This window comes from Pseudomonas fluorescens NCIMB 11764 (assembly GCF_000293885.2).
Taxonomy (GTDB): Bacteria; Pseudomonadota; Gammaproteobacteria; order Pseudomonadales; family Pseudomonadaceae; genus Aquipseudomonas; species Aquipseudomonas fluorescens_B.
The window spans coordinates 6165791-6187566 of the sequence record NZ_CP010945.1; the positions used below are offsets into that span (position 1 = coordinate 6165791).

20 protein-coding genes are annotated in these 21776 nt (G+C 55.1%); 1 reads left to right on the forward strand and 19 read right to left on the reverse strand.

The window, feature by feature from the left end; all coding sequences use genetic code 11:
- Positions 1-466: 466 nt before the first annotated feature.
- The 19 genes from ccmI to exaC form a co-directional block, all read right to left on the reverse strand.
- Positions 467-1669 (reverse strand): c-type cytochrome biogenesis protein CcmI, encoded by a 1203-nt coding sequence (ccmI, locus tag B723_RS28015; RefSeq protein WP_017340040.1) that lies wholly within the window; start codon positions 1667-1669, stop codon positions 467-469.
- On the reverse strand, positions 1666-2136 hold the full coding sequence (locus B723_RS28020) for a cytochrome c-type biogenesis protein (protein ID WP_017340041.1): 471 nt from the start codon (positions 2134-2136) through the stop codon (positions 1666-1668). Before B723_RS28020 ends, ccmI begins: the two co-directional genes overlap by 4 nt.
- Positions 2133-2669: a DsbE family thiol:disulfide interchange protein gene (locus B723_RS28025; RefSeq protein WP_008055373.1), complete on the reverse strand. Its 537-nt coding sequence runs from the start codon at positions 2667-2669 to the stop codon at positions 2133-2135. The genes B723_RS28020 and B723_RS28025 overlap by 4 nt, the downstream gene beginning before the upstream one ends.
- A complete protein-coding gene (locus B723_RS28030; RefSeq protein ID WP_017340042.1) occupies positions 2666-4654 on the reverse strand; it encodes a heme lyase CcmF/NrfE family subunit in 1989 nt (662 codons plus the stop codon). The genes B723_RS28025 and B723_RS28030 overlap by 4 nt, the downstream gene beginning before the upstream one ends.
- Positions 4655-4657: 3 nt before the next feature.
- On the reverse strand, positions 4658-5113 hold the full coding sequence (ccmE, locus tag B723_RS28035; RefSeq protein ID WP_017340043.1) for a cytochrome c maturation protein CcmE: 456 nt from the start codon (positions 5111-5113) through the stop codon (positions 4658-4660).
- Complete coding sequence (gene ccmD / locus B723_RS28040) at positions 5110-5286, reverse strand: heme exporter protein CcmD (protein WP_017340044.1); 177 nt, start codon at positions 5284-5286, stop codon at positions 5110-5112. The genes ccmE and ccmD overlap by 4 nt, the downstream gene beginning before the upstream one ends.
- Positions 5283-6038, reverse strand: a complete 756-nt coding sequence (locus B723_RS28045; protein ID WP_052909717.1) for a heme ABC transporter permease — start codon at positions 6036-6038, stop codon at positions 5283-5285. Before B723_RS28045 ends, ccmD begins: the two co-directional genes overlap by 4 nt.
- Positions 6039-6125: 87 nt before the next feature.
- On the reverse strand, positions 6126-6794 hold the full coding sequence (gene ccmB, locus B723_RS28050) for a heme exporter protein CcmB (protein WP_031318599.1): 669 nt from the start codon (positions 6792-6794) through the stop codon (positions 6126-6128).
- On the reverse strand, positions 6791-7426 hold the full coding sequence (gene ccmA, locus B723_RS28055) for a cytochrome c biogenesis heme-transporting ATPase CcmA (RefSeq protein ID WP_017337431.1): 636 nt from the start codon (positions 7424-7426) through the stop codon (positions 6791-6793). Before ccmA ends, ccmB begins: the two co-directional genes overlap by 4 nt.
- A gap of 22 nt (positions 7427-7448) precedes the next feature.
- Positions 7449-8834 (reverse strand): flavin-dependent monooxygenase QhpG, encoded by a 1386-nt coding sequence (qhpG, locus tag B723_RS28060; RefSeq protein ID WP_050558250.1) that lies wholly within the window; start codon positions 8832-8834, stop codon positions 7449-7451.
- Between the two features lies 1 nt (position 8835).
- Positions 8836-10992 (reverse strand): cytochrome c biogenesis protein CcsA, encoded by a 2157-nt coding sequence (ccsA, locus tag B723_RS28065; RefSeq protein ID WP_017337429.1) that lies wholly within the window; start codon positions 10990-10992, stop codon positions 8836-8838.
- Positions 10989-11654 carry a subtilisin-like serine protease QhpE gene (qhpE, locus tag B723_RS33865; protein WP_017337428.1) on the reverse strand — a complete coding sequence of 222 codons (666 nt, stop codon included), beginning with the start codon at positions 11652-11654 and terminating at the stop codon, positions 10989-10991. The genes ccsA and qhpE overlap by 4 nt, the downstream gene beginning before the upstream one ends.
- Positions 11651-13309 carry an ABC transporter ATP-binding protein gene (locus tag B723_RS28070; RefSeq protein ID WP_017337427.1) on the reverse strand — a complete coding sequence of 553 codons (1659 nt, stop codon included), beginning with the start codon at positions 13307-13309 and terminating at the stop codon, positions 11651-11653. The genes qhpE and B723_RS28070 overlap by 4 nt, the downstream gene beginning before the upstream one ends.
- Positions 13310-13399: 90 nt before the next feature.
- The gene (gene peaD, locus B723_RS28075) at positions 13400-14512 is read right to left on the reverse strand and encodes a quinohemoprotein amine dehydrogenase subunit beta (RefSeq protein ID WP_017337426.1); all 1113 of its coding nucleotides are present in this window, start codon (positions 14510-14512) and stop codon (positions 13400-13402) included.
- Positions 14513-14560: 48 nt separating this feature from the next.
- A complete protein-coding gene (gene qhpC, locus B723_RS28080) occupies positions 14561-14878 on the reverse strand; it encodes a quinohemoprotein amine dehydrogenase subunit gamma (RefSeq protein ID WP_017337425.1) in 318 nt (105 codons plus the stop codon).
- Positions 14875-16317 (reverse strand): quinohemoprotein amine dehydrogenase maturation protein, encoded by a 1443-nt coding sequence (gene peaB, locus B723_RS28085; protein WP_017337424.1) that lies wholly within the window; start codon positions 16315-16317, stop codon positions 14875-14877. The genes qhpC and peaB overlap by 4 nt, the downstream gene beginning before the upstream one ends.
- A gap of 18 nt (positions 16318-16335) precedes the next feature.
- Complete coding sequence (peaA, locus tag B723_RS28090) at positions 16336-17943, reverse strand: quinohemoprotein amine dehydrogenase subunit alpha (protein ID WP_017337423.1); 1608 nt, start codon at positions 17941-17943, stop codon at positions 16336-16338.
- Between the two features lie 125 nt (positions 17944-18068).
- Positions 18069-18296, reverse strand: a complete 228-nt coding sequence (locus B723_RS33260) for a hypothetical protein (RefSeq protein WP_144425284.1) — start codon at positions 18294-18296, stop codon at positions 18069-18071.
- Between the two features lie 156 nt (positions 18297-18452).
- Positions 18453-19973, reverse strand: a complete 1521-nt coding sequence (exaC, locus tag B723_RS28095; RefSeq protein ID WP_017337422.1) for an acetaldehyde dehydrogenase ExaC — start codon at positions 19971-19973, stop codon at positions 18453-18455.
- A 398-nt stretch (positions 19974-20371) separates the two neighbouring features.
- Here exaC and B723_RS28100 point away from each other — a divergent pair, with 398 nt between their 5' ends.
- Positions 20372-21382 carry a helix-turn-helix domain-containing protein gene (locus B723_RS28100; protein WP_017337421.1) on the forward strand — a complete coding sequence of 337 codons (1011 nt, stop codon included), beginning with the start codon at positions 20372-20374 and terminating at the stop codon, positions 21380-21382.
- Positions 21383-21776 lie beyond the last annotated feature (394 nt).

The window sequence follows — 21776 nt, forward strand, 5'->3', positions numbered from 1 at the left end:
CCGCTGCCGCAGAGTCCAAGATCCTAAATGATTCGCGCTTTGCTCAGATCAATTTCATACTTCTCTGTTATGTATTCAACCCATAGTCTCCCATCAATTTTCAATCCGAAATCCTTACTCCACTCCTTCAAGCTGTGATGAGCATTCACACCGAATATGCCAAACAACAACACAGGTGCTTGTAACTTTGGATGGTACCTCTCTCCGGAGCGAGGGCACTTTCGACGCCTTGTTAGAAGACTTGGTTAGCGCAAAAGAGAGCGATCACATCGAAGCTCTTACCAAGCGCTTAAGTTACGAATTTTCTAATTACCGAAGCTGTTATTCGGTTTTCCAGTCGCTTACTGGCTGGCCACATTGCCAGAGTGTGTATGGACCGGACACTGTGGGCAAAAGTAATCTGTTGATGATCTGCATTTGCTGAGCAGGGTGATACGAGCAACGACGGTCATGGTTGCGTTTCCTGTTATTTATCCGGGCTATCGATGGTCAGTTGTTGCGGCGCGGTGGTGCTGCTGGCCAGGGGCTGGCTGCGACCGATCCACTCGCCCGCGGTCGGTTGACCGGCGCGGGAGATGCGCGCAACCAGTTGGACTTCAAGGAAGTTCGACAGTTTCAACTGCGGCATCATTGCATCGCCATCGCCCAATTCGACGGTGGCCGGCAGATCGGCCACGGTCAGGCGTTTGGCCGCCAATGGCGCCGGTGGGCCAGAGGTGGCGCGGGCGAAAATGAACACGCTGTCACCCGGCTGGACCTTGGCCTTCAGGTCGGCCGCCAGGTCCACCCGGACCTTGAGCAGCGCTGCCGGCTTGGCTGCTGGCGCCTCGGCAACCTTGCCACCGCTGGCCACCAGTTTCTCGCTGGCGCGAGTAATACCGCCCTGCAGCGCGATACGGGATTGGTCGTCTGGCGGCAGTTGCTCCAGCAGGCGATTCCAGTAATCGATGGCTTCCTGATAACGCTGGCCTTCGAAGGCAGCGATGCCCAACAGGCCCAGGCTGGTGACTTCTTTCGGATCGGCCTTGAGTGCTTCGTCCGTCAGCGCCTGGACCTTGTCCGACCACTTCTTGCCATCGGCGAAATACTGCGCCTGGGCCCATTGCCCCAACAGTTCAGGCTGGCGCCCGGCCAGGTTGACGGTGCGCTCGAAGACCTTCGCCGCATCACCCGGACGCTCCTGGGTCATGTAGGTGCGACCGAGAAAGTACAGCGCTTCGGCAGAATCGGGCTGCGCCGCGACCGCACGCTCCAGGCGTCGGGTCATCTCTTCCATCGACTGCGGCGCCTGGGCGAATTCCCGGGTCAGCTCGACTTTATCGCTGGCACCGAAATGAAGGTACAGGCCCAGGCCCAGCACCGGCACCAGGATGGCCGCCAGCAACGGTGCCGCCTTGCCCAGGCGCGTCACCCGCGGCGCGGCAACGCCTTCGGTGTCGGCAAGCAGTTCACGGGCAGCTTCGGCGCGGCCGGCGTCCATTTGCGCGGCATCGAGCACGCCCTCTTGCTGCTGAACCTGCAGTTCAGCCACGCGCTCCTGATACAGCGCCACGTTCAGGGCAGTACGATCCTCTTCGAGCTGGGCGCGACGGCTGCGCAGAACGGGGATCAACAGAAAACTCAGGGCTACCAGGAGCAGCAGACCTGCAGCGAGCCAGAAATCAATCATTCTTGGTTTTTATCCAACAGTTGGTCGAGGCGCTCGCGCTCCTCGGCAGAAAGCGAGCCCGGCGTTTCGGCGCGTTGCACGCGACGACGGCGCACGATCACCGCGATGATCACCACACCACCCAGCAGCAGGCCGGCGGGACCGAACCAGAGCAGCGCGGTCTTGGCGTTCAGGGCCGGTTTGTAGCGGACGAAATCACCGTAGCGATCGACCATGAAGTCGATGATCTGCTGGTTGTCCTTGCCCTCGCCGAGCATGCGGAAAATCTCTTTGCGCAGGTCGGCGGCGATCGGGGCGTTGGAGTCGGCGATGTCCTGGTTCTGGCACTTGGGGCAACGCAGTTCCTTGGTCAACTCGCGAAAACGCTCGCGATCACTTTCCTTGGCGAACTCGTAGGTGTCGATGGCGGCGTTGGCCACGCCGGTCAGGCTCAAGCCCAGGACAACGGAGGCGATCAAGCGCTTCATGGCTTGGCCTCGTCGACCAGCGCCTGGTATTTGGCCGCCAGTTTTTCGCGCCAGACCTGCTCGTCGATCACACCGACGAATTTGTCGCGGATGATGCCCTTGGCGTCGATGAAGAAGGTTTCCGGGGCGCCATACACACCGAGGTTCAAGCCCAGGGTGCCGGCGTCGTCGCGGATGTCCAGTTGATAGGGGTTGTGGAAGTCCGCCAACCACTTCAAGGCGTCGGCGTTGACGTCCTTGTAGTTGATGCCGTAGATCACCACGCCCTTTTCGGCCAGCTTGTTCAACACCGGGTGCTCGACCCGGCAGGAAATGCACCAGGTGCCCCAGACGTTGACCAGCGCCGGCTTGCCGAGAATGTCGGCGCGGGTCAGGGTCTTGTCGCCCTGCACCGCCGGGAGGGAGAACTCCGGAAAGGGTTTGCCGATCATCGCCGAGGGCAACTCGGCCGGGTCCAGGTACAGACCGCGATACAGGAAAACAGCCACCACCAGGAAAATCGCCAGTGGTAACAGCATCAACCAACGCTTCATGCAGTCGCTCCAGACATGCCCAGTGCCTCACGCACACGGGTTTTCACCTTGACCCGATAACGCCCGTCCAGCGCTGCCAGCAAGCCGCCAAGACCTGTGAGCAAACCACCGAACCAGATCCAGCGTACGAACGGCTTGACGTGCACGCGCACCGCCCAGGCACCCTCTCCCAGGGGTTCGCCCAGTGCAACGTAGAGGTCACGGGTGAAACCGGCGTCGATCCCGGCTTCGGTCATCACCGAATTCTGTACGGTGTAGAGGCGTTTTTCCGGGTGCAGGACACTGACTTCCTTGCCGCCCTTGATCACCCGGACAGTGCCCTTGTCGGAGGTGAAGTTCGGGCCTTCGAAGTGTTTGGCGCCTTCGAAGATGAACTGATAACCACCCAGGGCCATGGACTCGCCAGGCGCCAGGCGCAGGTCGCGCTCGGCACTGTTCTGGCTCGACAACACCACGCCCAGGGCGCAAACGGCGATGCCCAGGTGTGCAACCTGCATGCCCCAGTAGCTACGGGTCAGGGTTGGCAGGCCTTTGATCAGGCCTTTGTGCCGGGTCTTGTCGAAGATGTCTCGCACACCGGCCAGCAACACCCAGGCCGCGAGCATGAAGGTCGCCAGCACCGCCCAGTTGAAATCGCCGTAGGCTACGCCGGCCACCACCGCCAGCGCGGCGCTGCCCAGCAGCACCGGGGTCAGCATGCCCAGCAGCCATTTCACCGGGGTGTCTTTCCAGCGCACGATCACGCCGACCGCCATCACCAGCATCAACAAGGCCATCAACGGGATGAACAGCGCGTTGAAGTACGGCGGACCGACCGACAGCTTGGCACCGGTCATGGCATCGAGAATCAACGGATACAAGGTGCCCAGCAGGATCATCGAAGCCGCCACCACCAGCACCAGGTTGTTGCCCAGCAACAGGGTTTCCCGGGACCAGAGGTTGAAGCCGACCTGGCTCTTGACCACCGGAGCGCGCAAGGCGAACAGCGTCAGAGAACCACCGACCACGAACAGCAGGAAGATCAGGATGAACACGCCGCGCTCGGGGTCCGAGGCAAAGGCGTGCACCGAGGTCAGCACGCCGGAACGCACGAGGAAGGTGCCCAGCAGGCTCAATGAAAAGGCGGCGATGGCCAGCAGCACGGTCCAGCTCTTGAACACGCCACGCTTTTCCGTGACCGCCAACGAGTGAATCAACGCGGTGCCCACCAGCCAGGGCATGAACGAGGCGTTTTCCACCGGGTCCCAGAACCACCAGCCGCCCCAGCCGAGTTCGTAGTAGGCCCACCAGGAACCGAGGGTGATACCAATACCGAGGAAAGCCCAGGCAACGATGGTCCACGGCCGCGACCAGCGCGCCCATGCGGCATCCAGACGACCGCCCATCAGCGCTGCGATGGCGAAAGCGAACGCCACCGAGAAACCGACGTAACCCATGTACAGCATCGGTGGGTGAACGATCAGGCCGATATCCTGCAGCAATGGATTGAGGTCGGCGCCATCGCTGGGCATTTGCGGCAGGATGCGCTTGAACGGGTTGGAGGTAAGGATCAGGAACAGCAGGAAGCCGGTGCTGATCATGCCCATCACCGCCAGCACGCGGGCCAGCATCACTTGCGGCAATTGCCGGGAAAACACCGACACGGCGAACGTCCAGCCGCCAAGAATCAACGCCCACAACAGCAACGAACCTTCGTGCGCGCCCCACACGGCGCTGAACTTGTAGTACCACGGCAACGCGCTGTTGGAGTTGTTGGCGACATAAGCCACGGAGAAATCGTCGGCCATGAACGCATAGGTCAGGCAACCGAAGGCGAACAGCAGAAAGGCGAACTGACCCCAGGCGGCCGGCTGGGCCAGGCTCATCCAGAATCGGTCACCGCGCCAGGCACCGACCAATGGCACGACGGCCTGAACCAGCGCAAAACACAGCGCCAGGATCATCGCCAGGTGGCCCAGTTCGGGAATAAAGATGCCGGAAGTCATGGATCAACCCTCCTTAGCGGGTGTTGGGGCGGATTGACCACTGTCTTTCAAGGCCTTGGTCACTTCCGGCGGCATGTACTTTTCATCGTGCTTGGCCAGCACTTCATCGGCCACCACCACGCCTTCGGCATTGAGCTTGCCCAGGGCGACGATGCCCTGCCCTTCACGGAACAGGTCAGGGAGGATGCCGCGATAGGTGATGGTCACGGATTTGTTGAAGTCGGTGACGACGAACTTTACGTCCAGCGAGTCGCTGGAGCGCTGCAGGGAGCCCGCCTCGACCATGCCGCCGGCGCGGATGCGCGTGCCCTGCGGGGCTTCGCCATTGGCGATCTGGGTCGGCGTGTAAAACAGGTTGATGTTCTGCTGCAGGGCGCTCAGGGCCAGGCCCACGGCGGCGCCGACCCCGACCAGGATCGCCAGAATGATGATAAGACGCTTTTTACGCAGCGGATTCACTTGCCGTTCTCCCGGCGCAGACGACGCGCCTCTTGTTGCAGATACCGCTTGCGGGCCAGGATCGGCGTCGCCACGTTGAGGGCCAGCACCGCCAGGCAGATGCCGTAGGCCGACCAGACATACAGGCCGTGATGGCCCATGGCGAGGAAGTCGCCGAATGAAGCAAAACTCATCGAACGACCTCCAGGCTGTTTTCGACTTCAGCTTTCACCCAACTGGCCCGAGCCTCGCGCTTGAGCACTTCGAGGCGCATGCGCAGCAGCAACACCGCGCCGAAGAAACAGTAGAAACCCAGCGCCGTCAGCAGCAACGGCAGCCACATTTCGGCGGGCATCGCCGGTTTTTCCGTGAGGGTGAAGGTCGCGCCCTGGTGCAGGGTGTTCCACCACTCCACCGAGTACTTGATGATCGGGATGTTGATCACGCCGACAATCGCCAGCACCGCGCAGGCCTTGGCCGCGCTGTCACGATTGCTGATGGCGTTGCCCAGCGCAATAAGACCGAAGTACAGGAACAGCAGGATCAACATGGACGTCAGTCGTGCATCCCAGACCCACCACGAGCCCCAGGTCGGCTTGCCCCAGATCGCCCCGGTGACCAGCGCCACGGCAGTCATCCAGGCACCGATGGGTGCCGCGCACTGCAGGGCGACGTCGGCCAGTTTCATCTTCCACACCAGCCCGACGATGCCGCACACCGCCAGCATCACGTAGATGGACTGCGCCAGCATGGCGGCCGGAACGTGGATATAGATGATGCGAAAGCTGTTGCCCTGCTGGTAGTCCGGCGGTGCGAAGGCCAGGCCCCAGACCACGCCGACGCCGATCAGCAGCACGGTTGCAATGCCCAGCCACGGCAGCATTTTGCCGCTGATGCCGTAGAACCACTTGGGTGAGCCGAGCTTGTGAAACCACGTCCAGTTCATACTGTTTCCATCACGGTTGCTGCTCGCTATCGCGAGCATTCAGGATCTGCCCTCTTGCAAAGAGGTGGTCAAATTTAGCTAACCTCTTCATTCACGAACGCTGATCTTCAGGCCAGCGGCTATTGCAAAGGGTGTCAGGGTTATCGCCAGGGCGGTCAGGCTGCCAAGCCATAAGAGATAACCGGTCGCCGGCATGCCCTGCAAGGCTGCCTGCAAGGCGCCACTGCCAAGAATCAATACCGGGATGTACAACGGCAGAATCAGCAACGCCAGCAACAGGCCGCCGCGCTTCAAACCCACCGTCAGTGCCGCGCCCACCGCACCGAGCAGGCACAGCACCGGTGTGCCGAGCAACAGCGAAAGCAGCAACACCAGCAGACAGGCAGCAGGCAAGCCGAGCATCAGCGCCAGCAAGGGGGCGAGCAATACCAATGTGAGGCCGGAAAACATCCAGTGCGCCAGCACCTTGGCCAGAACCAGAAGAGCCAGGGGGTGCGGCGAAAGGACCCACTGTTCCAGCGATCCATCTTCGAAATCACTGCGGAAAAGCCCGTCCAGCGAGAGCAGGACCGATAAAAGGGCCGCCACCCAGACCAGTCCCGGAGACAAGGTTTGCAACAATTGAGACTCGGGACCGACCGCCAGCGGGAACAGCGAAACGACGATGGCGAAGAACACCAGCGGATTGGCCAGTTCGGCCGGGCGGCGGAACAGCAGACGGGCCTCGCGGGCGACCAACAGGCCGAAAACACTCATACGGCCCATTTCCCCAGATCAATGTCGCGATAAGCGGTCGGCAGGCGGCTCAGCGTGTGGTGAGTAGTCAAGACCACCATGCCACCGCGCTCGCAGTGGCCGGCCAAGTGTTCTTCGAGCTGCGCCACGCCTTGCTTGTCGAGGGCGGTGAACGGCTCGTCGAGGATCCACAGCGGCGGGCTGTCCAGATACAGCCGCGCCAATGCCACGCGGCGCTGTTGACCCGCAGACAGCGTGTGGCAAGGAACATCCTCGAAACCGCGCAGCCCGACAGCCGCCAGGGCCTGCCAGATCGCCTCATGGGACGCCGGTTGATGCAGGGCGCACAGCCAGCTGAGGTTCTCTTGCGGGGTCAGTAAGTCCTTGATGCCGGCGGCATGGCCGATCCACAAAAGATTGCGCGCAAGCTCCGCGCGTTGCTCGCTCAACGGTTGACCGTTGAGCAGCACTTGACCCGCGGTCGGGTGCATCAGGCCGGATAACAGGCGCAACAGGCTGGTCTTGCCACTGCCGTTGGGGCCACTGATTTGTACCATTTCGCCACTGGCCATTCTCAAATCGAGATTTTCGAAGAGCAGCCGAAGGTCTCGCTCACAGGCAAGGGCAACGGTTTGCAGGTCAGGACTGGTCAAGGGATCACGAGCCTCCGGGAGGCTATTGGCTTGAAACAGCTTGGAGTGTTATCGCCCTTAGCCGCTCTATAAAAGCATCGAAGGTCGGGACAGAAAGCTCTGGTAGATTGGATAGCCAATGGATGGCTGCGGTGATTTGGTGCGAGTCCGCTTTGACTCGCAATTCCGCTGTTTGCAAGGCGTCCAATGTCCCACGCTCGCAGAGGTGAACAATGAGCTCGGCTAGATCCACCCCGTTAAAAAAACGGACGCCTTGGGGGTGCTGATCGGTAATTACAATGTTTCTCGTCTGGATGAACCCATCCTCTACAACCGGCATAGCCGTAATCAGACCGCTGCTACATTTGCTTGCTAAAAAAGGTTTCCACTGCTCCCAAGTGCTCCTCGCATTCCAGAATCCGTGCTCAGCCCATTCAAGCTCACTTTGGTAATAGGACACTCCAGCTTTTGCACGCTGAGCGAATGTCAGCGCAGCACGATCCTCGTAGTAACGGATCGCTAAACGCTCTTGAGCGGGGTCGTTCAGTATCGTATTGATCACCGGCGCCGCCGCGAACGCCCCGGATATTGCTTCATAGATACCATGACCTGAAAGCGGATCATTGCTATAGGCAGCATCTCCAACACGCAGAGCAAATGGGCTTATCAGGCCACCGCGAAGCACCGCTTGCGCGCCGCGAACGACCGTGTCGCTGCAGGCGACGAGATTGCCCAACTCTCTGGGAATGGCGACTAGTTTGGAGTAGAAATAGTCATGCCTGATATTAAGGTCACCGCTCCTTAACAAGGCGCATGAATCGACAATAAACTGCACACTGCACTTACCGTCCAGATCTGCAGTGCTCCACGCCCAACCATCCTCGAACGATTCTGCAACTGTTCGTCTGGCTCCGCACTTACCACCGAAGAAGTGGCGAGTGAGCGCCACGCTCAAAGGTCCAGACAGAATATTTTGTGTCACCTTGGGTGTCGATTTGCCTCGTGCGTCGACAAGATAATCGGCGAAGAAGGTCATCGGACTGTGGTCGGGACGTCTGGTATAAATTCGATTTTCACCATCAGCGCGGTCGAAGCCCGCTATCGTTACGTCATGAAAGTCGACACCTGCCTCTTCCAGATCGTCAATCAGAGCGCTGTCGAACAGACTGCGCTCAATCACATGCTCTGCATTAGCGATCTGAAACTCCCCTCCCCAGGCCGAAGCGCGCTGCCACAAGGGTCCCATAGTTTCAAGAGCATACATACAACCTGCGCGATGCAATCCCTCCGCAACCCGAGGAGATGCCCCTTCGAGAAGCGGATCCCGGCGGCGACGACCGAGGACTTGTACTGCGAAATTCATACGATTTAGCAACAATGCCGAGACCACCGCTGCAGGTCCGGCACCAAGCACGGTGATCCGTTTCATCTTAAAACCTCACTTGTCCCTTAGGAACCAACAACATTCCTAAGAGCATCAATATAAAACCGCCCCATACGAGCGATACCAACGGATAGTGCCGAACCACAACCAAAGTCTGATTCTCTGCTCCAACAGTGCCGGCCGAATCCATTAGCTTAGGAGAAGCTGGTACCCAGACTTGCATATCACTTGCCCAGCTCCGCACGATGAACGGGTGTAGCAGATAACCCCGGTCTCCAGCATGTCTGGCATATCGATAATCAAGAAGCTCACAGAGTTGTCTCACCGGTCCCTGATAGCCCGGAGGTAAGCTACGTGCATCTTGAAAGAGCGCTCGGCCAGCTAGCACCACTCCGTTTTGTCTAATTTCCACATTCGCCACTGCTTTGTAGCCAGAAAAGTTAGTGGCGTTGCTCTCGGGTGAAACACGCAGTTCCATGCCTTGGCCAACCGTGTGCCACTGCGAGGGGTCATCGGTCGGCGGCACAAGCACAGGTACGTAACTATTGAGCACCGTTGCCGCCAGCCCGCCCACTAACGCAAAAACCGCTCCACCATGGATGAGGGCCAAACTGCCGGTGTAGCGAAGTGCCCCAACTCTTCGGCTGCGCCAAACGCTGGTGACGCACCACAATAGACTGGACAGCAGCAAGAACACTCCAGCAACTAATGCAGCATCTATCAGATGGATTACTGACACGATGGTTTGGGACAGAACACCGCTACCTTCATAAGTGTATGACAGGTAACCACCGCGATATCCCACCAGCGCAACTGCGAACGTTGCGATCAATGTAAAGGTGCGAGAGAGGTTCCTTCCAACAGTTTTGCATATGAACACATGACTCCCAGTCAAGCCTAACGTGAGGATGATTGGTAGCAGGAAGGAGCCTAGGGTATGGCCATCGACATCCCAGCGCGCGAAGGCCTGACGCAGAGAACTCATTTCGGCAGAGCTGGCCCAATTGCTCAGCGTCTCAAAGAAGGGTCTCAAGCTATCAGGCTTTAATGCACCCGCTGCGGCGTAGAAATGAGCCTGTGCGAGGCCGAAGATGGCGAAGAGTGCTGCGAACACGAAGCCATACACAGATAGCCAAATTTCAAACGCCGTACGCCGCTTAGCTTGTGTTCGGGCCTTTTGATCAATGACATTACGAATCACTAATCCAAGTGCGAGGAGGACCAATAGAACGGCCAGAAAGAGATGGCTCATCCAAGAAGTCGTACCAATATACCGGTGCGAACTTGCCAGAACTTCGGAGCGCGTTATGGCCATCGCCAAACAAGCTGAGGCGGCAGCGACAAGGCTGAGAACTGGCAAAGCCTGTGCGAATGAGCCGTCAACCTTCCAAGTGCGGACTCCATGCAGAACGGCTCCCAAGAGCGCCCAAAGAATAAAGGCAGACGTCTGGACTGGGTCCCAGTGCCAGAGTTGACCGAAGGTGAAATCTTCCAAAGCCCAGATCATGCCGAAGCCGATACCGGCCGTGAGCACCAGCCATGCTCGGCGCCCATAGAGAGTCGCTGAGGCGCGAAAGCTCCCGCAGCCGTTAATCAACGCTTGGATCGCACTGGGCGCTGAAGCCAGCGCCCAAGCATAGGCACCGAGTATCAATGGTGCGTGGAGCGCCATCCAAAACGTCTGCAGATGGGCGTTCATGCCTTGGCTGCTCTGGGATGCCTGCCATTCGACAGGTGTAGGGGTGAAAGGGCCAAGCATGGCGGTGGTAAGTATGTACCAGGCCGGAATCAACGGAGAGAAGCGTCCCTCGACACTGTCGGCGTCAGCAAACCGGAGGGCGGCGGGCATGCATAACGTAGCCAGCAACAGAATGGTGCCCTCATCGCCTCCCCATACATTGGCGAGCTTTAGATAAAAAGGTAATCCTTCACTGCTATAAAGCCAGACATAGCGAATTTCAAACCTATCTAAGCCCAACGCTAAGGCAAGTGCGATGCACTCACCTATCAAAACGCCAGTAGCCAGGTTAAGAAGATTCTTACGCCACTTGTAGAGGAAAGTGCTGGCAAAGGTAAGGGTGCCGGTAATCCAGAGCAGAGGGTTTCCTATATCGAAGTTTGCGTGCAACGCTGCCACAGTCAGGACAATGACGGCGCTAACCCATACCCAACGAGGCGAACCTGCAACCTGCAAAATGCTCATGTGCGACGTTGCTCTGCGCCAATGTAAGACGCGCTACTGCGTAGAAAATTAGGAAGCCTGTGCAGTGGGATGTTTTCTGCCCCCATTAGTTGAGCGGCCATTCCGGTTACTCGTGCGCAAGCCAGACTGGCCCCCCCTCCTTGCTCGGGGTCTCTGGGGTCAAGCATCGAACACGCACCGAATTCCGCATGCTTTTGGTTAAGCCATGAAATCTGCTCTACGCCACAACGCACATCTCCAGTCACCGAAAGACAACTCGACCACCCCGCAGGAAAAACAACTCCCCCCGTGGATGGCGCAGAAGCAATTAACAGCACGCCTCGTGCCTTCGCGTATTCACAGGCATAGAGGAGTTCATCCGACGGTGACCTGATGCCGAAGCTCATGTTAATAAGCTGCGCTCCACTTACGACTAACCAGTCGATAGCGCTTACGATCCGACTAATTGGTGCATGCCTAGTCGTGTGGAAAACCTGGGCAATATGAAGTTCAGCCCTATTGCAATGACGCAGGATCATCCGCGCCAGTTGGTCCCCGTGGCCCACTGCATCCGGCTGGGCGGGGTCAGCCCCAGGCAATTCATCAAATCGATTTGATTCGGCAACATGAGGGAACAGCGCCTCTGATACACCGCTATCGATAATGCCGACACGTGGGTTCACTGCGCGCCCTCCAACTTTTGGACATTCAGATCGATCACAACATCGAAATGTTCGCGGAGCGAAGGACGATGGCTAATAAACACACGCGTCTTACCGACAAACAACGTGTCGATTTTTTGATGAATTCGCTCTTCTAGGCCTCTGTCGATACCACTCGTGCTCTCATCTAGGACAAGGATGGTGGGATTCATCAGCACAGCTCGCGCGAGCGCAACACGCTGACGCTGTCCGCCAGACAACGCTGTTCCCCGCTGCCCTATTGAGGTCCTGATGCCTTCAGGAAACTGTTCGATGAGATCATCCAGCCCTGCCAGGCTGGCGGCCTCCAATACTTCGTCATCAGATGCGTTGGGGCGACCGTAGCGAATGTTTTCCATGAGGTTTTTGCTGAATAGTTGAACATCTTGAGAAACCACGACCACCGAACGCCGAAGCCCTCGAATATCGTGTCGTCGAAGATCTAACCCGTCGATTAAGATTTGTCCGGAGTTAGGATCAAAGTGTCGCTGTAGCAAATCCGCGAGAGTTGATTTTCCTACACCGGAGTCTCCACGAATTGCCACTCTGCTTCCGGGCGGAATATGAAAATTGAGATTATTTAGAAGATTTTCCTGCGCTTTGGGATAGTTGAAATACACATTTCTAAACAGGATTTCCCCTCTACTACGGACAACATAGACCGTGTGTGGCGCGGGCTCCGAAACCGCCGGCTCTTGTTGTGCAAGCTCTTGGACCCGACTCAAACAAACTTTGGCTCTCTGATAACCGACATACAGCCCGAGAAGTGACTGCAAGGGACCGCTTGCTTTTTGCATATAGGTGACGAAAGCAATGAGTATCCCAAGTGTCATAGTGTGTTCATTAATGACCCTGTTGCCTCCGACCCAAAATACCGCTGCCACCGACAAGGAAAACACTACGCTAGGAAACGAGCCGGCCAGATAACTATATATCTGTAGTGACAGCGTCTGAGCACGCAGTTCTTTGTGTAAGATCACAAGACAGTCCTTTTCCTGGTCCTGGCCATTGAACATTTGCACGCATTTTGAGGACGAGAGAATCTCAACAATGAACGAAGCGATATTGGCAGCGCTTTCGCGGGTACGCTTGGTCAGTCGCTCAAGAGCTGGCCTGATCAACTTCAGGAAGCTGCCATTAATAACCAGCACAGCAAGCATCAACAGGGTAAGTTCGGTACTCATCCAGGCCAACATGACCATTGACCCTATCAGCATGACGCTGTTATTGATTACACTTAAAATCGCATCCACCGCGAACCGCTGAAGTTCCGCGATATCACCGTCAAGACGTTGTAAAATATCGCCTTGCCGGGTCGTGGAGTAGAAGGCCGGCGACAACTTCAACAAATGAGAGAAGAGAGCTTCTCTTATCGAATGCAGTACTTTTGCTGAAGTGCCTACATATATATAACGAGTGACGCCCCCCAAAAAAGCAGACAAAAGAGCCATCGCAATGATAGCCACAACTACTGAATAAACGACACCTAGCTGTCCTTTCATGATGCCGTCATCAATCAGACGCTGAGTTAAGTAGGGTTGCGCGAGGCCAGCAGCGGCTGCCGTCAGCGATAGTGCGAGAACCAGCGACAGAGCTGCCCTATGAGGCTTAACAAACCCCAATAACCAGTACCACATAGATGAGTTAGATTCTTTCTGTAGTGGGAGCGCGCCTTTAGGCACGCTCCCAGGCACTTGACGGCGAAACATCGAGGCCATGATTTGCGACTAACGCTGTACGATACGGAGTGATGTCAGAACCTGATCTCCACCGCCGGGGATTTTTATTTTCCCTTTGAGATCCAGGGTCTGCGAATCATATACAGCAATATCGTCAATGGTGCCGCCGATGTACAACTCTTTACCGTCACTGGAAACGTTCACGTTGTAATACGTGTGGTCCAGATCAATACGTTTGATTAATTTCCCGGTGTCGACGTCCGTTTTGGTTAGCTGCGTGTAAACCGTGTACGCCTCATTACGGCGAACAGGATTGATCACAGTCGAAAACAGGACGATTTTCGCGTCTTCAAATTCAGAGAAACGAACTTTATCGTGGACCATGTCCAGTGACCAGATACCCGCTCGCTGGGTGATAGACTTATCTTTGTTCTGATAATTTATGTAATACGGAGTTGCAAACTCACTGGCCTGTTCAAACTGCGGCCAAATCGCCAACGTATCTGGCTCGCCAAACTTGCTACGTTTCCAACTGCGCCATGGATGCTGACCTATCTGCTCGCCCGTTTTAGGGTCAAGTACCAGCATGTCCCAGCTGAACGCATAGAGCCGCTTGTAGTCCGGCGAGTACATGAGCGAAGTGACCCTGCGCGGTGATTTCAGCTTTCTTACAGGTTGGGCTGAAAGCCCACTTGCAGTATCGAAGATGGCGATAAATGGATCATTGATTTTGTATTCGCCCGGCAACAGTTCAGTCTGTGTGACATAGACAGCCAGCTCTTTTCCGTCTGGACTTACATCGATGGCATAAGGAGCTTTGCCCCGCACGCCTCCACTGGAGAGATCAGCACGAAAGACTTCCTTACCGCTTTCCAAGTCAATGCCCGAAACGCTTTCCCAGCGATTATGGATCACATAGACAGTTTTCCCATCCTTCGAAACAGCCAAGGCGCCAGGACTGTTACCCATTGAAGTATTGGGAATTTTGAATGTATTAATAACTTTTCGCTGTTCTGCGTCGGCTACTATGATCAAATTTGGACGCGCTGCTGTAACCAGATAATCCTTGGCCAAAGATAATTGACTGTAGAAACCAAGACCAAGAGCAATCGTCGCCGCATACAGGACAGAACGACATGGAAGTTGCTTGTTTTTGTTCATATGACTTCCTATTAACCCATCACGTGGATTGTGAATAGTGACATCTAGTTATTTTGGGAAGACGGCTTGAAGATTAGTCCAATCTTGTGGCGCGGAATCATTACTCACGCTCCACTCTGTGTAGGTGTTCAAGCTGTCAGGTACTTGTGCTGGCCACCAGCAAGGATCTGAACAACCATACAAGTCGGCTTCCATTGGCTGACAAAGTCCCGCCACACCGAGGAACGGATCGACCTCCCAACCCGGGTCGAAGGTCGTAGCACAGCCTGCCACTGCAGACATGGCCAAGACTTCTTCTGTCTCACCTTTCGCGACGGCCACTTCAACTTGATGAGCCTTCTGATTCATGGGTTTCATATGATTCATAATTGGACACTCCTAGTGCTGAGGTGCTTCCGAAAGAAGCTTGGGTTTTTCTCGATAATTTCGGTATAAACACCAATACCAAAATCGACCCACTCACGCATCAGATCGCAATAGTGATAGGTTGGTGAAAGAGGATCGCCAAAATGTGCATATGATTCGTGGTAGCACCCCCCAGCACATAAATTGCGAATCCGACAAGTTGAACATCCTTTGTTAGAGCGGTCGGTTGCTGCTTCTAAAAACTTACCAAGTTTCTCCTTTTCAATGCCATCATCGACATTGCCGAATTTAGGCATATCGGAGCCTGTAAAGCGGTGACAGAGATTCAAGTCACCATTGTTATCAACTGCCAATAGCCCAACACCAGCACCGCACGGCAAAGCTTTCTTACGCCCCTCGTAAAGATCGCTCATCAATTGATGCATGTTTGAGAAGCCATTGTTGCGGCCCGCCAGGGCCTCATCCCGATACGCGCGACCAAGCACCATCATGCTGTCGAAGACTTCTCGGAGCTCTTGGCTGCTTAAGTTAAAAACCGTAACCGGCCCCGAAGTGGCAGGGGCGACCCCCACTTCCGCGAATCCCAAGTCATTCTTCAAATGCTCATGAATACCAACGACATCTGTATGACCGGCAGTTAACGTTACTCGTACTCCGACAGGCTTGGATCGGTATCGGCTGAGAAGCATCCGCGCCTTCGCCGCCACTACCTGATACGTTCCCTGGCCACCCACTGTAATTCGACGCCGGTCATGGACGGCTTGTGGGCCGTCCATACTGATTGATATCCCAAATCTATGACTGTCTAGGTAGTCAACCACCTGCTCATTCAATAACGTGGCATTCGTGGTCATAGAGAAGTCAGCTTTTATCCCCATATCGGCGCAACGCTTCTCGGTATACTCAACGACTTCCTTAATCAGTTTCAAATTCGTCAGCGGCTCACCTCCGAAGAAGATGACATTGAGTTGCTCACGCGAGCCACCTTGCTCCAACAAAAGCTCAATACTTTTCCTGGCTGTATCAAAGTTCATTTTCTGACCCTTCGACGGAATAGCCAGATCTTCTTTGTAACAGTACGTACAACTCAAATTACAACCAGTATTTACGTTAAGGATAATTGTACTCAACGGAAATTCTCGGATTTCCACCTTCATTCCAGCATCCGGCTTTGCGGGCTCATCGCCTAGAATGGAAAGTTCTTGGAAGCTACCGATGGTTTCTACAATTTGATCCGGTGATATGACTCCCCCAAACCTTTCTCGTAAATCCTCAAACGTAACTTTTTCGTGATCTTTCAGGTAATCGATTAACGCTACTCCAACATCATCCAGCTGAAACAACCCGCTAGAGGGAATATGAAACAGCATCCGCCGCCCGTCGACTGCCACATCGTGAAAACTGTAGCGATTTACATAAAACATATTGGTTATAGACATCACTGCGTCTCCAACTTGTTAACGGACGGGTGGATCATTCCAACGCTGGACTGTCACAATCAACGGCTTGGATGCTTTAACTACGCGCCCCGCATCATCAACGCTTGCTGTAACTTCAAGCTCGCCAGCGTTATTGGTGGAGTACTTACGTTTTGGATTTGGACCTGCATCGCCTGGAATAAATAAACCACCTGACCCCAAGTTCCCTGCGAACTCAAGATCTTTCATTTCCTCAGCACCCGGATTGAGATTGGCTACAGTCCATTTCGCTGGCACATAATCTAGCCGCAAATCATCGTCAGTTCCTTTTTTGCCATCTGGACCTGCAGCGTAAGCAACAGCTTCGAATTGCACCGGAACTTTCGGTCTCGAGCCTCCTCCGTCTCCAACACGCGCCATAGCTGAGTCCGGCTCGATGCTGACATAGTCGATCTTGTTGTAGACCGCGATCCCTCGCTCAGCTGTGACATCGCCAACATCTACTCGTCGAATGCCATCTTTCGCGCCAACATCTGCAATAACCTCTACAACAACCTTGTCAGAGGATTCTTCAACTACATGCGTCACGGTCAGGCCCTGACCCAGGTTAACCTTGCCACTCAAGCCGGCACCATAGATGGTCACTTTCTTAGTCGAACCGGCCTTGATGGCCTTTGGCTCGACCGCAAGGACCTGAGCAGTGGCACTTCCATCGATCCGCGCCGCCTTGAATTGTCCCCCGATGGAATCCACACCTACTTCATGCCAGCGTCCGCTTAAGGACTTTCCATCCTTGGAAAGCTGGAAGACTTGAGCAACCTGCAGTTCGCCCTGCTTGATATTGGCGCGCCACTCGTAGCCTGTGTAGACAATCGCCTTACCGTTGCCCTTCTCGGTTTTGCCGTTGGCATAGTTGATTTCCATATCCAACGTGTAGTGATCATTCTCCCCAGTGATAGTCGCAACACCTTCGTATGAACCCCAACCTGGACGATGCCCCACTACACGCCATTTGCCGGCAGCGCTCGATTTCGCTTCAGCAGCCCATTTGCTCCAGACATCCGACTGATACGAATATAGATTGCCAAGAGTTTTTGGCATTTCTTGCGAAGCGATTTGCCACCAATCGCGATCACGACCGCCTTGTTGGATTTCAATTGTTGGGTACTGGCCGACATGGAAGTTAGCGAGCTTTTTCCAGTCCTCTGGCGTCCTGCGCTGCAAAGCAATCCGCGCGTATGAGTGGCAACGTGCGCACGTCTCGGAGACTTTTTTGTCATCCGGATCTTCGATCCGAGTGAAATCCCGCTCGAGGATATAACGACGCTTCTGAGTTTCTTCCGGAGCTAGCCCGTGTGTATCAGCTAGATACTTCACGAGTGTCTGCCTCTCGTCGGCTTCCAAACGGACACCATGCGCAGCGATCATTCGACCTATCGTCATGTCCCAACCTTCAGGAGTCCGACGGGACTGGTCTATACGGTTCAGACCGCCTTCTACAGGTAGGTGACACGCCGCACATTTACTTGACAAAAGCGCTTTAGCGTCGGCGGAGGATTCAGCGTGAACAACCACAGGCATGAGTGCCAGTGAGATAGCAAGCGCAATGGGTTGCAGAGTTACGGCTAATGCACATTTATCGCGCATTGTTGGCTCCCTAGTTTTTTGTTTATGGGGTAGCACGTACTGACATTTAAAGTCAGCTAAGTTTTCACGGTACTTTAAGGTACGTTTGGACAGGTATCAAAAAACGGCAAGAGGTTGATGAGTTACTATCCAGGTTCAACAAAGTAGTTCGAAGCCATATATCCTCTAACCACTTTAATTTCGGGGAAACCGCTACAGAGCGCTACATCTAAAGCCTCTAGACTCGCACCAACCTCACTCAATACTTTAATGATCCGATTCAACCCCTTGTCGTCCGACGGATAGTTTGGCGATTCTTTTTCCATACGCCCCTCACTTATAGAGTTTTGATACAACTGGCTATCAGTAGACATTTAAGCCTCCGAGTCCAAAAGCCAAAGCCAACGCGGTGGCTGTAATCACTGCAACGAGGCTTGCAAGAAAGAAAACGCTAAAGCATAGAGTTGAATGGATCTTATTGTTCATGACTTGCACTTCCCAGATGCGATCTCTAGCGCACCTCTGCCGACTTAGAAGAAACCAAGTGGATTGATGTCGTAGCTCACCAGCAGGTTTTTGGTCTGTTGATAATGGTCGAGCATCATCTTGTGGTTCTCCCGGCCGACGCCGGACTTCTTGTAGCCACCAAACGCCGCATGCGCCGGGTACAGGTGGTAGCAGTTGGTCCACACGCGCCCGGCCTTGATTGCCCGGCCCATGCGGTAGGCGCGGTTGATGTCTCGGGTCCAGAGACCGGCACCGAGGCCGAACTCGCTGTCGTTGGCAATCGCCAGCGCTTCGGCTTCGTCCTTGAAGGTGGTGACGCCCACCACTGGCCCGAAGATCTCTTCCTGGAACACGCGCATTTTGTTGTGGCCCTTGAGCAGCGTCGGCTGGATGTAGTAGCCGCTGGACAGGTCGCCTTCCAGGCGCTCGGCCGCGCCGCCGGTGAGCAGTTCGGCGCCCTCCTCCTGGGCGATGGTCAGGTACGAGAGGATCTTGTCGTATTGCTGTTCGGATGCCTGTGCGCCGACCATGGTCTCGGTGTCCAGCGGGTTACCGCGCTTGATCTTGACGATCTTCTTCATGACTTCGGCCATGAAGGGTTCGTAGATCGACTCCTGCACCAATGCCCGGGACGGACAGGTGCACACTTCACCCTGGTTGAAGAACGCCAGTACCAGGCCCTCAGCGGCTTTTTCGATGAACGCAGGCTCGGCGTTCATGATGTCTTCGAAGAAGATGTTCGGCGACTTGCCGCCCAGTTCGACGGTGCTCGGAATGATGTTCTCGGCGGCGCAATGCATGATGTGCGCACCCACCGGGGTCGAGCCGGTGAAGGCGATCTTGGCGATGCGCTTGCTGGTGGCCAGGGCCTCGCCGGCTTCGCGGCCGAAGCCCTGGACGATGTTCAGCACGCCTGCCGGCAGCAAGTCGGCGATCAACTCGGCGAAGACCATGATCGACAGCGGGGTTTGCTCGGCCGGTTTGAGCACGATGCAGTTACCGGCGGCCAGCGCTGGCGCGAGTTTCCAGGCGGCCATCAGCAACGGGAAGTTCCACGGAATGATCTGCCCGACCACGCCCAGGGGTTCGTGGAAGTGATAGGCCGTGGTCAGCTCGTTGATCTCGGCAGCGCCGCCTTCCTGGGCACGGATGCAACCGGCGAAGTAACGGAAATGGTCGGCCGCCAGTGGCACGTCGGCGTTGAGGGTTTCGCGCACCGCCTTGCCGTTGTCCCAGGTTTCGGTGACGGCGAGGATTTCCAGGTTCTGCTCGATACGGTCGGCGATTTTTAATAACACCAGCGAGCGGTCTTGGGCCGAAGTCTTGCCCCAGGCATCAGCGGCGACATGGGCGGCGTCGAGGGCCTTGTCGATGTCCGCGGCGCTGGAGCGCGGGAATTCGGCGATCACTTCACCGTTGACCGGCGAGGTATTGGTGAAGTACTCGCCATTAACCGGCGCGACGAATTTGCCGCCGATGAAATTGCCGTAGCGAGGTTTGAAAGAAACGACGGAGCCGGGTGTTCCGGGTCGTGCATAGATCATATAAACACCTCATTCGTGCCGGAATGCCGTTGAGCGGCAAATTATTGTTAGTAGGAACGAGCTCATCAGGTTTCATCGCAAGGACAGTCATCAGACCGTACCTATAGAGCCAAATGCCTGCATACCACGCGATCCGGCTATAACTGTACCTGCCAGGGACCAATAGCGTTATCAAGGAACGGCAAGCCCGCTCAACCGACTATCAGAAATCGGCAAGATCTGATCAATACCTCAGCGCAGCGCTTGCGCGCCTGGATTCGATACCAAATACTGATTTCCAAGGCGCGGGCAAAGGAAAATTTCGCCTCTGTGGAATTGGAAGGACCGCGATGGCTCGCGGAGGGAAAAATGGATTGACCGGGATGAAACTGAGCCACTCGTGGTTGGTGAGGCCGTAAATGAACATCTATAGCAGCACCCCAAAAACAAAAAATATCAAACTTACAGACTCGGTTCGATCGGCAGAAATTATTCATCTAGTCACGCGCGATGTCTTTCAACAGGCTGATGCACTGTCGAAGTGGCAGCAAGACTATGTACAAATAAGCGCCGGACAGTTTTCCGGATCGCTCACAGAAATTTCATTAGGCCCCATTCAAATATTTAGGGAGGCTATGAATAAATCGGTTGATCAGCACGGGCGCCCTTGGGAAAACAGCTTTGCTGTCGGTGTACCGTTAGTGGTTGAAGGTGAAGGATTTTGGTGTGGTGATCGCTTAGAGAAAAACTCTATTTTCTTCCTCAAACCTAATTCAGAACTTAAATTTAAGACTCCAATAAACTCCGACATTTGTGTCGCGGTTATTGACTCAAGCGCACTCCAACAGTATGCAGAGGAAATAGAAGAGATCTGCATAGGTCACATCTTGCAACTCAATGGAGCCTCAGAAGTACCTGAGTTGATCTGCAACAGCTTTCGCCATACCTTCCTGAAAGTTATCAACGGCATAAACTCAAACCCTAACGCACTTGCTTGCCCCTCGACTCGTTTAACGTTACTGGACGACGTAATGAGCAGTTTTTTCAGTGGCTTCATTTCGCTCAATAAATTACCTAAAGTAACTCATGCACAACTCGTCCATCGACATATCGTCGAAAAAGCTCGCGAATACATTCTTTCACGTAAGAGCGAACCGCCCTCCGTGCTGGAAATATGTGAAGAATTACGTATAAGTCGTAGGACTTTGCACTACGGCTTCATTAAGGTCTTAGGTATAAACCCGGTTACTTTTCTGCGTTATCTTCGCTTGAATGGTGCTCGCCGTGAGTTGCTAACCGCTGACCCTACGTTATCAATGGTAAGCGACATTGCAGCACGCTGGGGCTTCTGGCACATGGGAATGTTCTCGACCTATTATAAAGAGCTTTTTGGCGAGTTGCCTTCGTGTACACTTCGGATGAACAAATAGCCGATTAATGTCTGCGCCCATCGGTTTGCCACGATACAAGGCCACGCCATACGTCAGACGTTTGCCACAGTAAGTTCTTGGCCGAATGACCACGGATCGTTTACGCAAGCCCCTTACCCGCGAAACCCATCGCGAATGTCACTTCACGCGCACACTTTAGCTCGGCGCTTCTGAAGCGTAATTCATTTTTGAGTACCTGATACCTTAGATCCGCTTAGGCAAGCCCCTCGCGCAAAGTGATCTTCGAAATATACAGTAGGGCTGGCCAGTCTTCGAACGCCGGGTTGCAAGATGACTGACTACCCGATATCGCCACCCCAGCTGGCTGCAGCCCACCTAATCTCCCCTGGTTTTTACTAGCGTATTCAAACACCCTTGCCAGACTATCCTGTTA

What these genes read in the sequence shown, in the direction of transcription:
- ccmI (WP_017340040.1), bottom strand. Translation starts at nt 1,669, where the DNA reads ATGATTGATTTCTGGCTCGCTGCAGGTCTGCTGCTCCTGGTAGCCCTG.
- B723_RS28020 (WP_017340041.1), bottom strand. Translation starts at nt 2,136, where the DNA reads ATGAAGCGCTTGATCGCCTCCGTTGTCCTGGGCTTGAGCCTGACCGGC.
- B723_RS28025 (WP_008055373.1), bottom strand. Translation starts at nt 2,669, where the DNA reads ATGAAGCGTTGGTTGATGCTGTTACCACTGGCGATTTTCCTGGTGGTG.
- B723_RS28030 (WP_017340042.1), bottom strand. Translation starts at nt 4,654, where the DNA reads ATGACTTCCGGCATCTTTATTCCCGAACTGGGCCACCTGGCGATGATC.
- ccmD (WP_017340044.1), bottom strand. Translation starts at nt 5,286, where the DNA reads ATGAGTTTTGCTTCATTCGGCGACTTCCTCGCCATGGGCCATCACGGC.
- B723_RS28045 (WP_052909717.1), bottom strand. Translation starts at nt 6,038, where the DNA reads ATGAACTGGACGTGGTTTCACAAGCTCGGCTCACCCAAGTGGTTCTAC.
- ccmB (WP_031318599.1), bottom strand. Translation starts at nt 6,794, where the DNA reads ATGAGTGTTTTCGGCCTGTTGGTCGCCCGCGAGGCCCGTCTGCTGTTC.
- qhpG (WP_050558250.1), bottom strand. Translation starts at nt 8,834, where the DNA reads ATGAAACGGATCACCGTGCTTGGTGCCGGACCTGCAGCGGTGGTCTCG.
- ccsA (WP_017337429.1), bottom strand. Translation starts at nt 10,992, where the DNA reads ATGAGCATTTTGCAGGTTGCAGGTTCGCCTCGTTGGGTATGGGTTAGC.
- B723_RS28070 (WP_017337427.1), bottom strand. Translation starts at nt 13,309, where the DNA reads ATGTGGTACTGGTTATTGGGGTTTGTTAAGCCTCATAGGGCAGCTCTG.
- peaD (WP_017337426.1), bottom strand. Translation starts at nt 14,512, where the DNA reads ATGAACAAAAACAAGCAACTTCCATGTCGTTCTGTCCTGTATGCGGCG.
- qhpC (WP_017337425.1), bottom strand. Translation starts at nt 14,878, where the DNA reads ATGAATCATATGAAACCCATGAATCAGAAGGCTCATCAAGTTGAAGTG.
- peaB (WP_017337424.1), bottom strand. Translation starts at nt 16,317, where the DNA reads ATGTCTATAACCAATATGTTTTATGTAAATCGCTACAGTTTTCACGAT.
- peaA (WP_017337423.1), bottom strand. Translation starts at nt 17,943, where the DNA reads ATGCGCGATAAATGTGCATTAGCCGTAACTCTGCAACCCATTGCGCTT.
- B723_RS33260 (WP_144425284.1), bottom strand. Translation starts at nt 18,296, where the DNA reads ATGTCTACTGATAGCCAGTTGTATCAAAACTCTATAAGTGAGGGGCGT.
- exaC (WP_017337422.1), bottom strand. Translation starts at nt 19,973, where the DNA reads ATGATCTATGCACGACCCGGAACACCCGGCTCCGTCGTTTCTTTCAAA.
- B723_RS28100 (WP_017337421.1), top strand. Translation starts at nt 20,372, where the DNA reads ATGAACATCTATAGCAGCACCCCAAAAACAAAAAATATCAAACTTACA.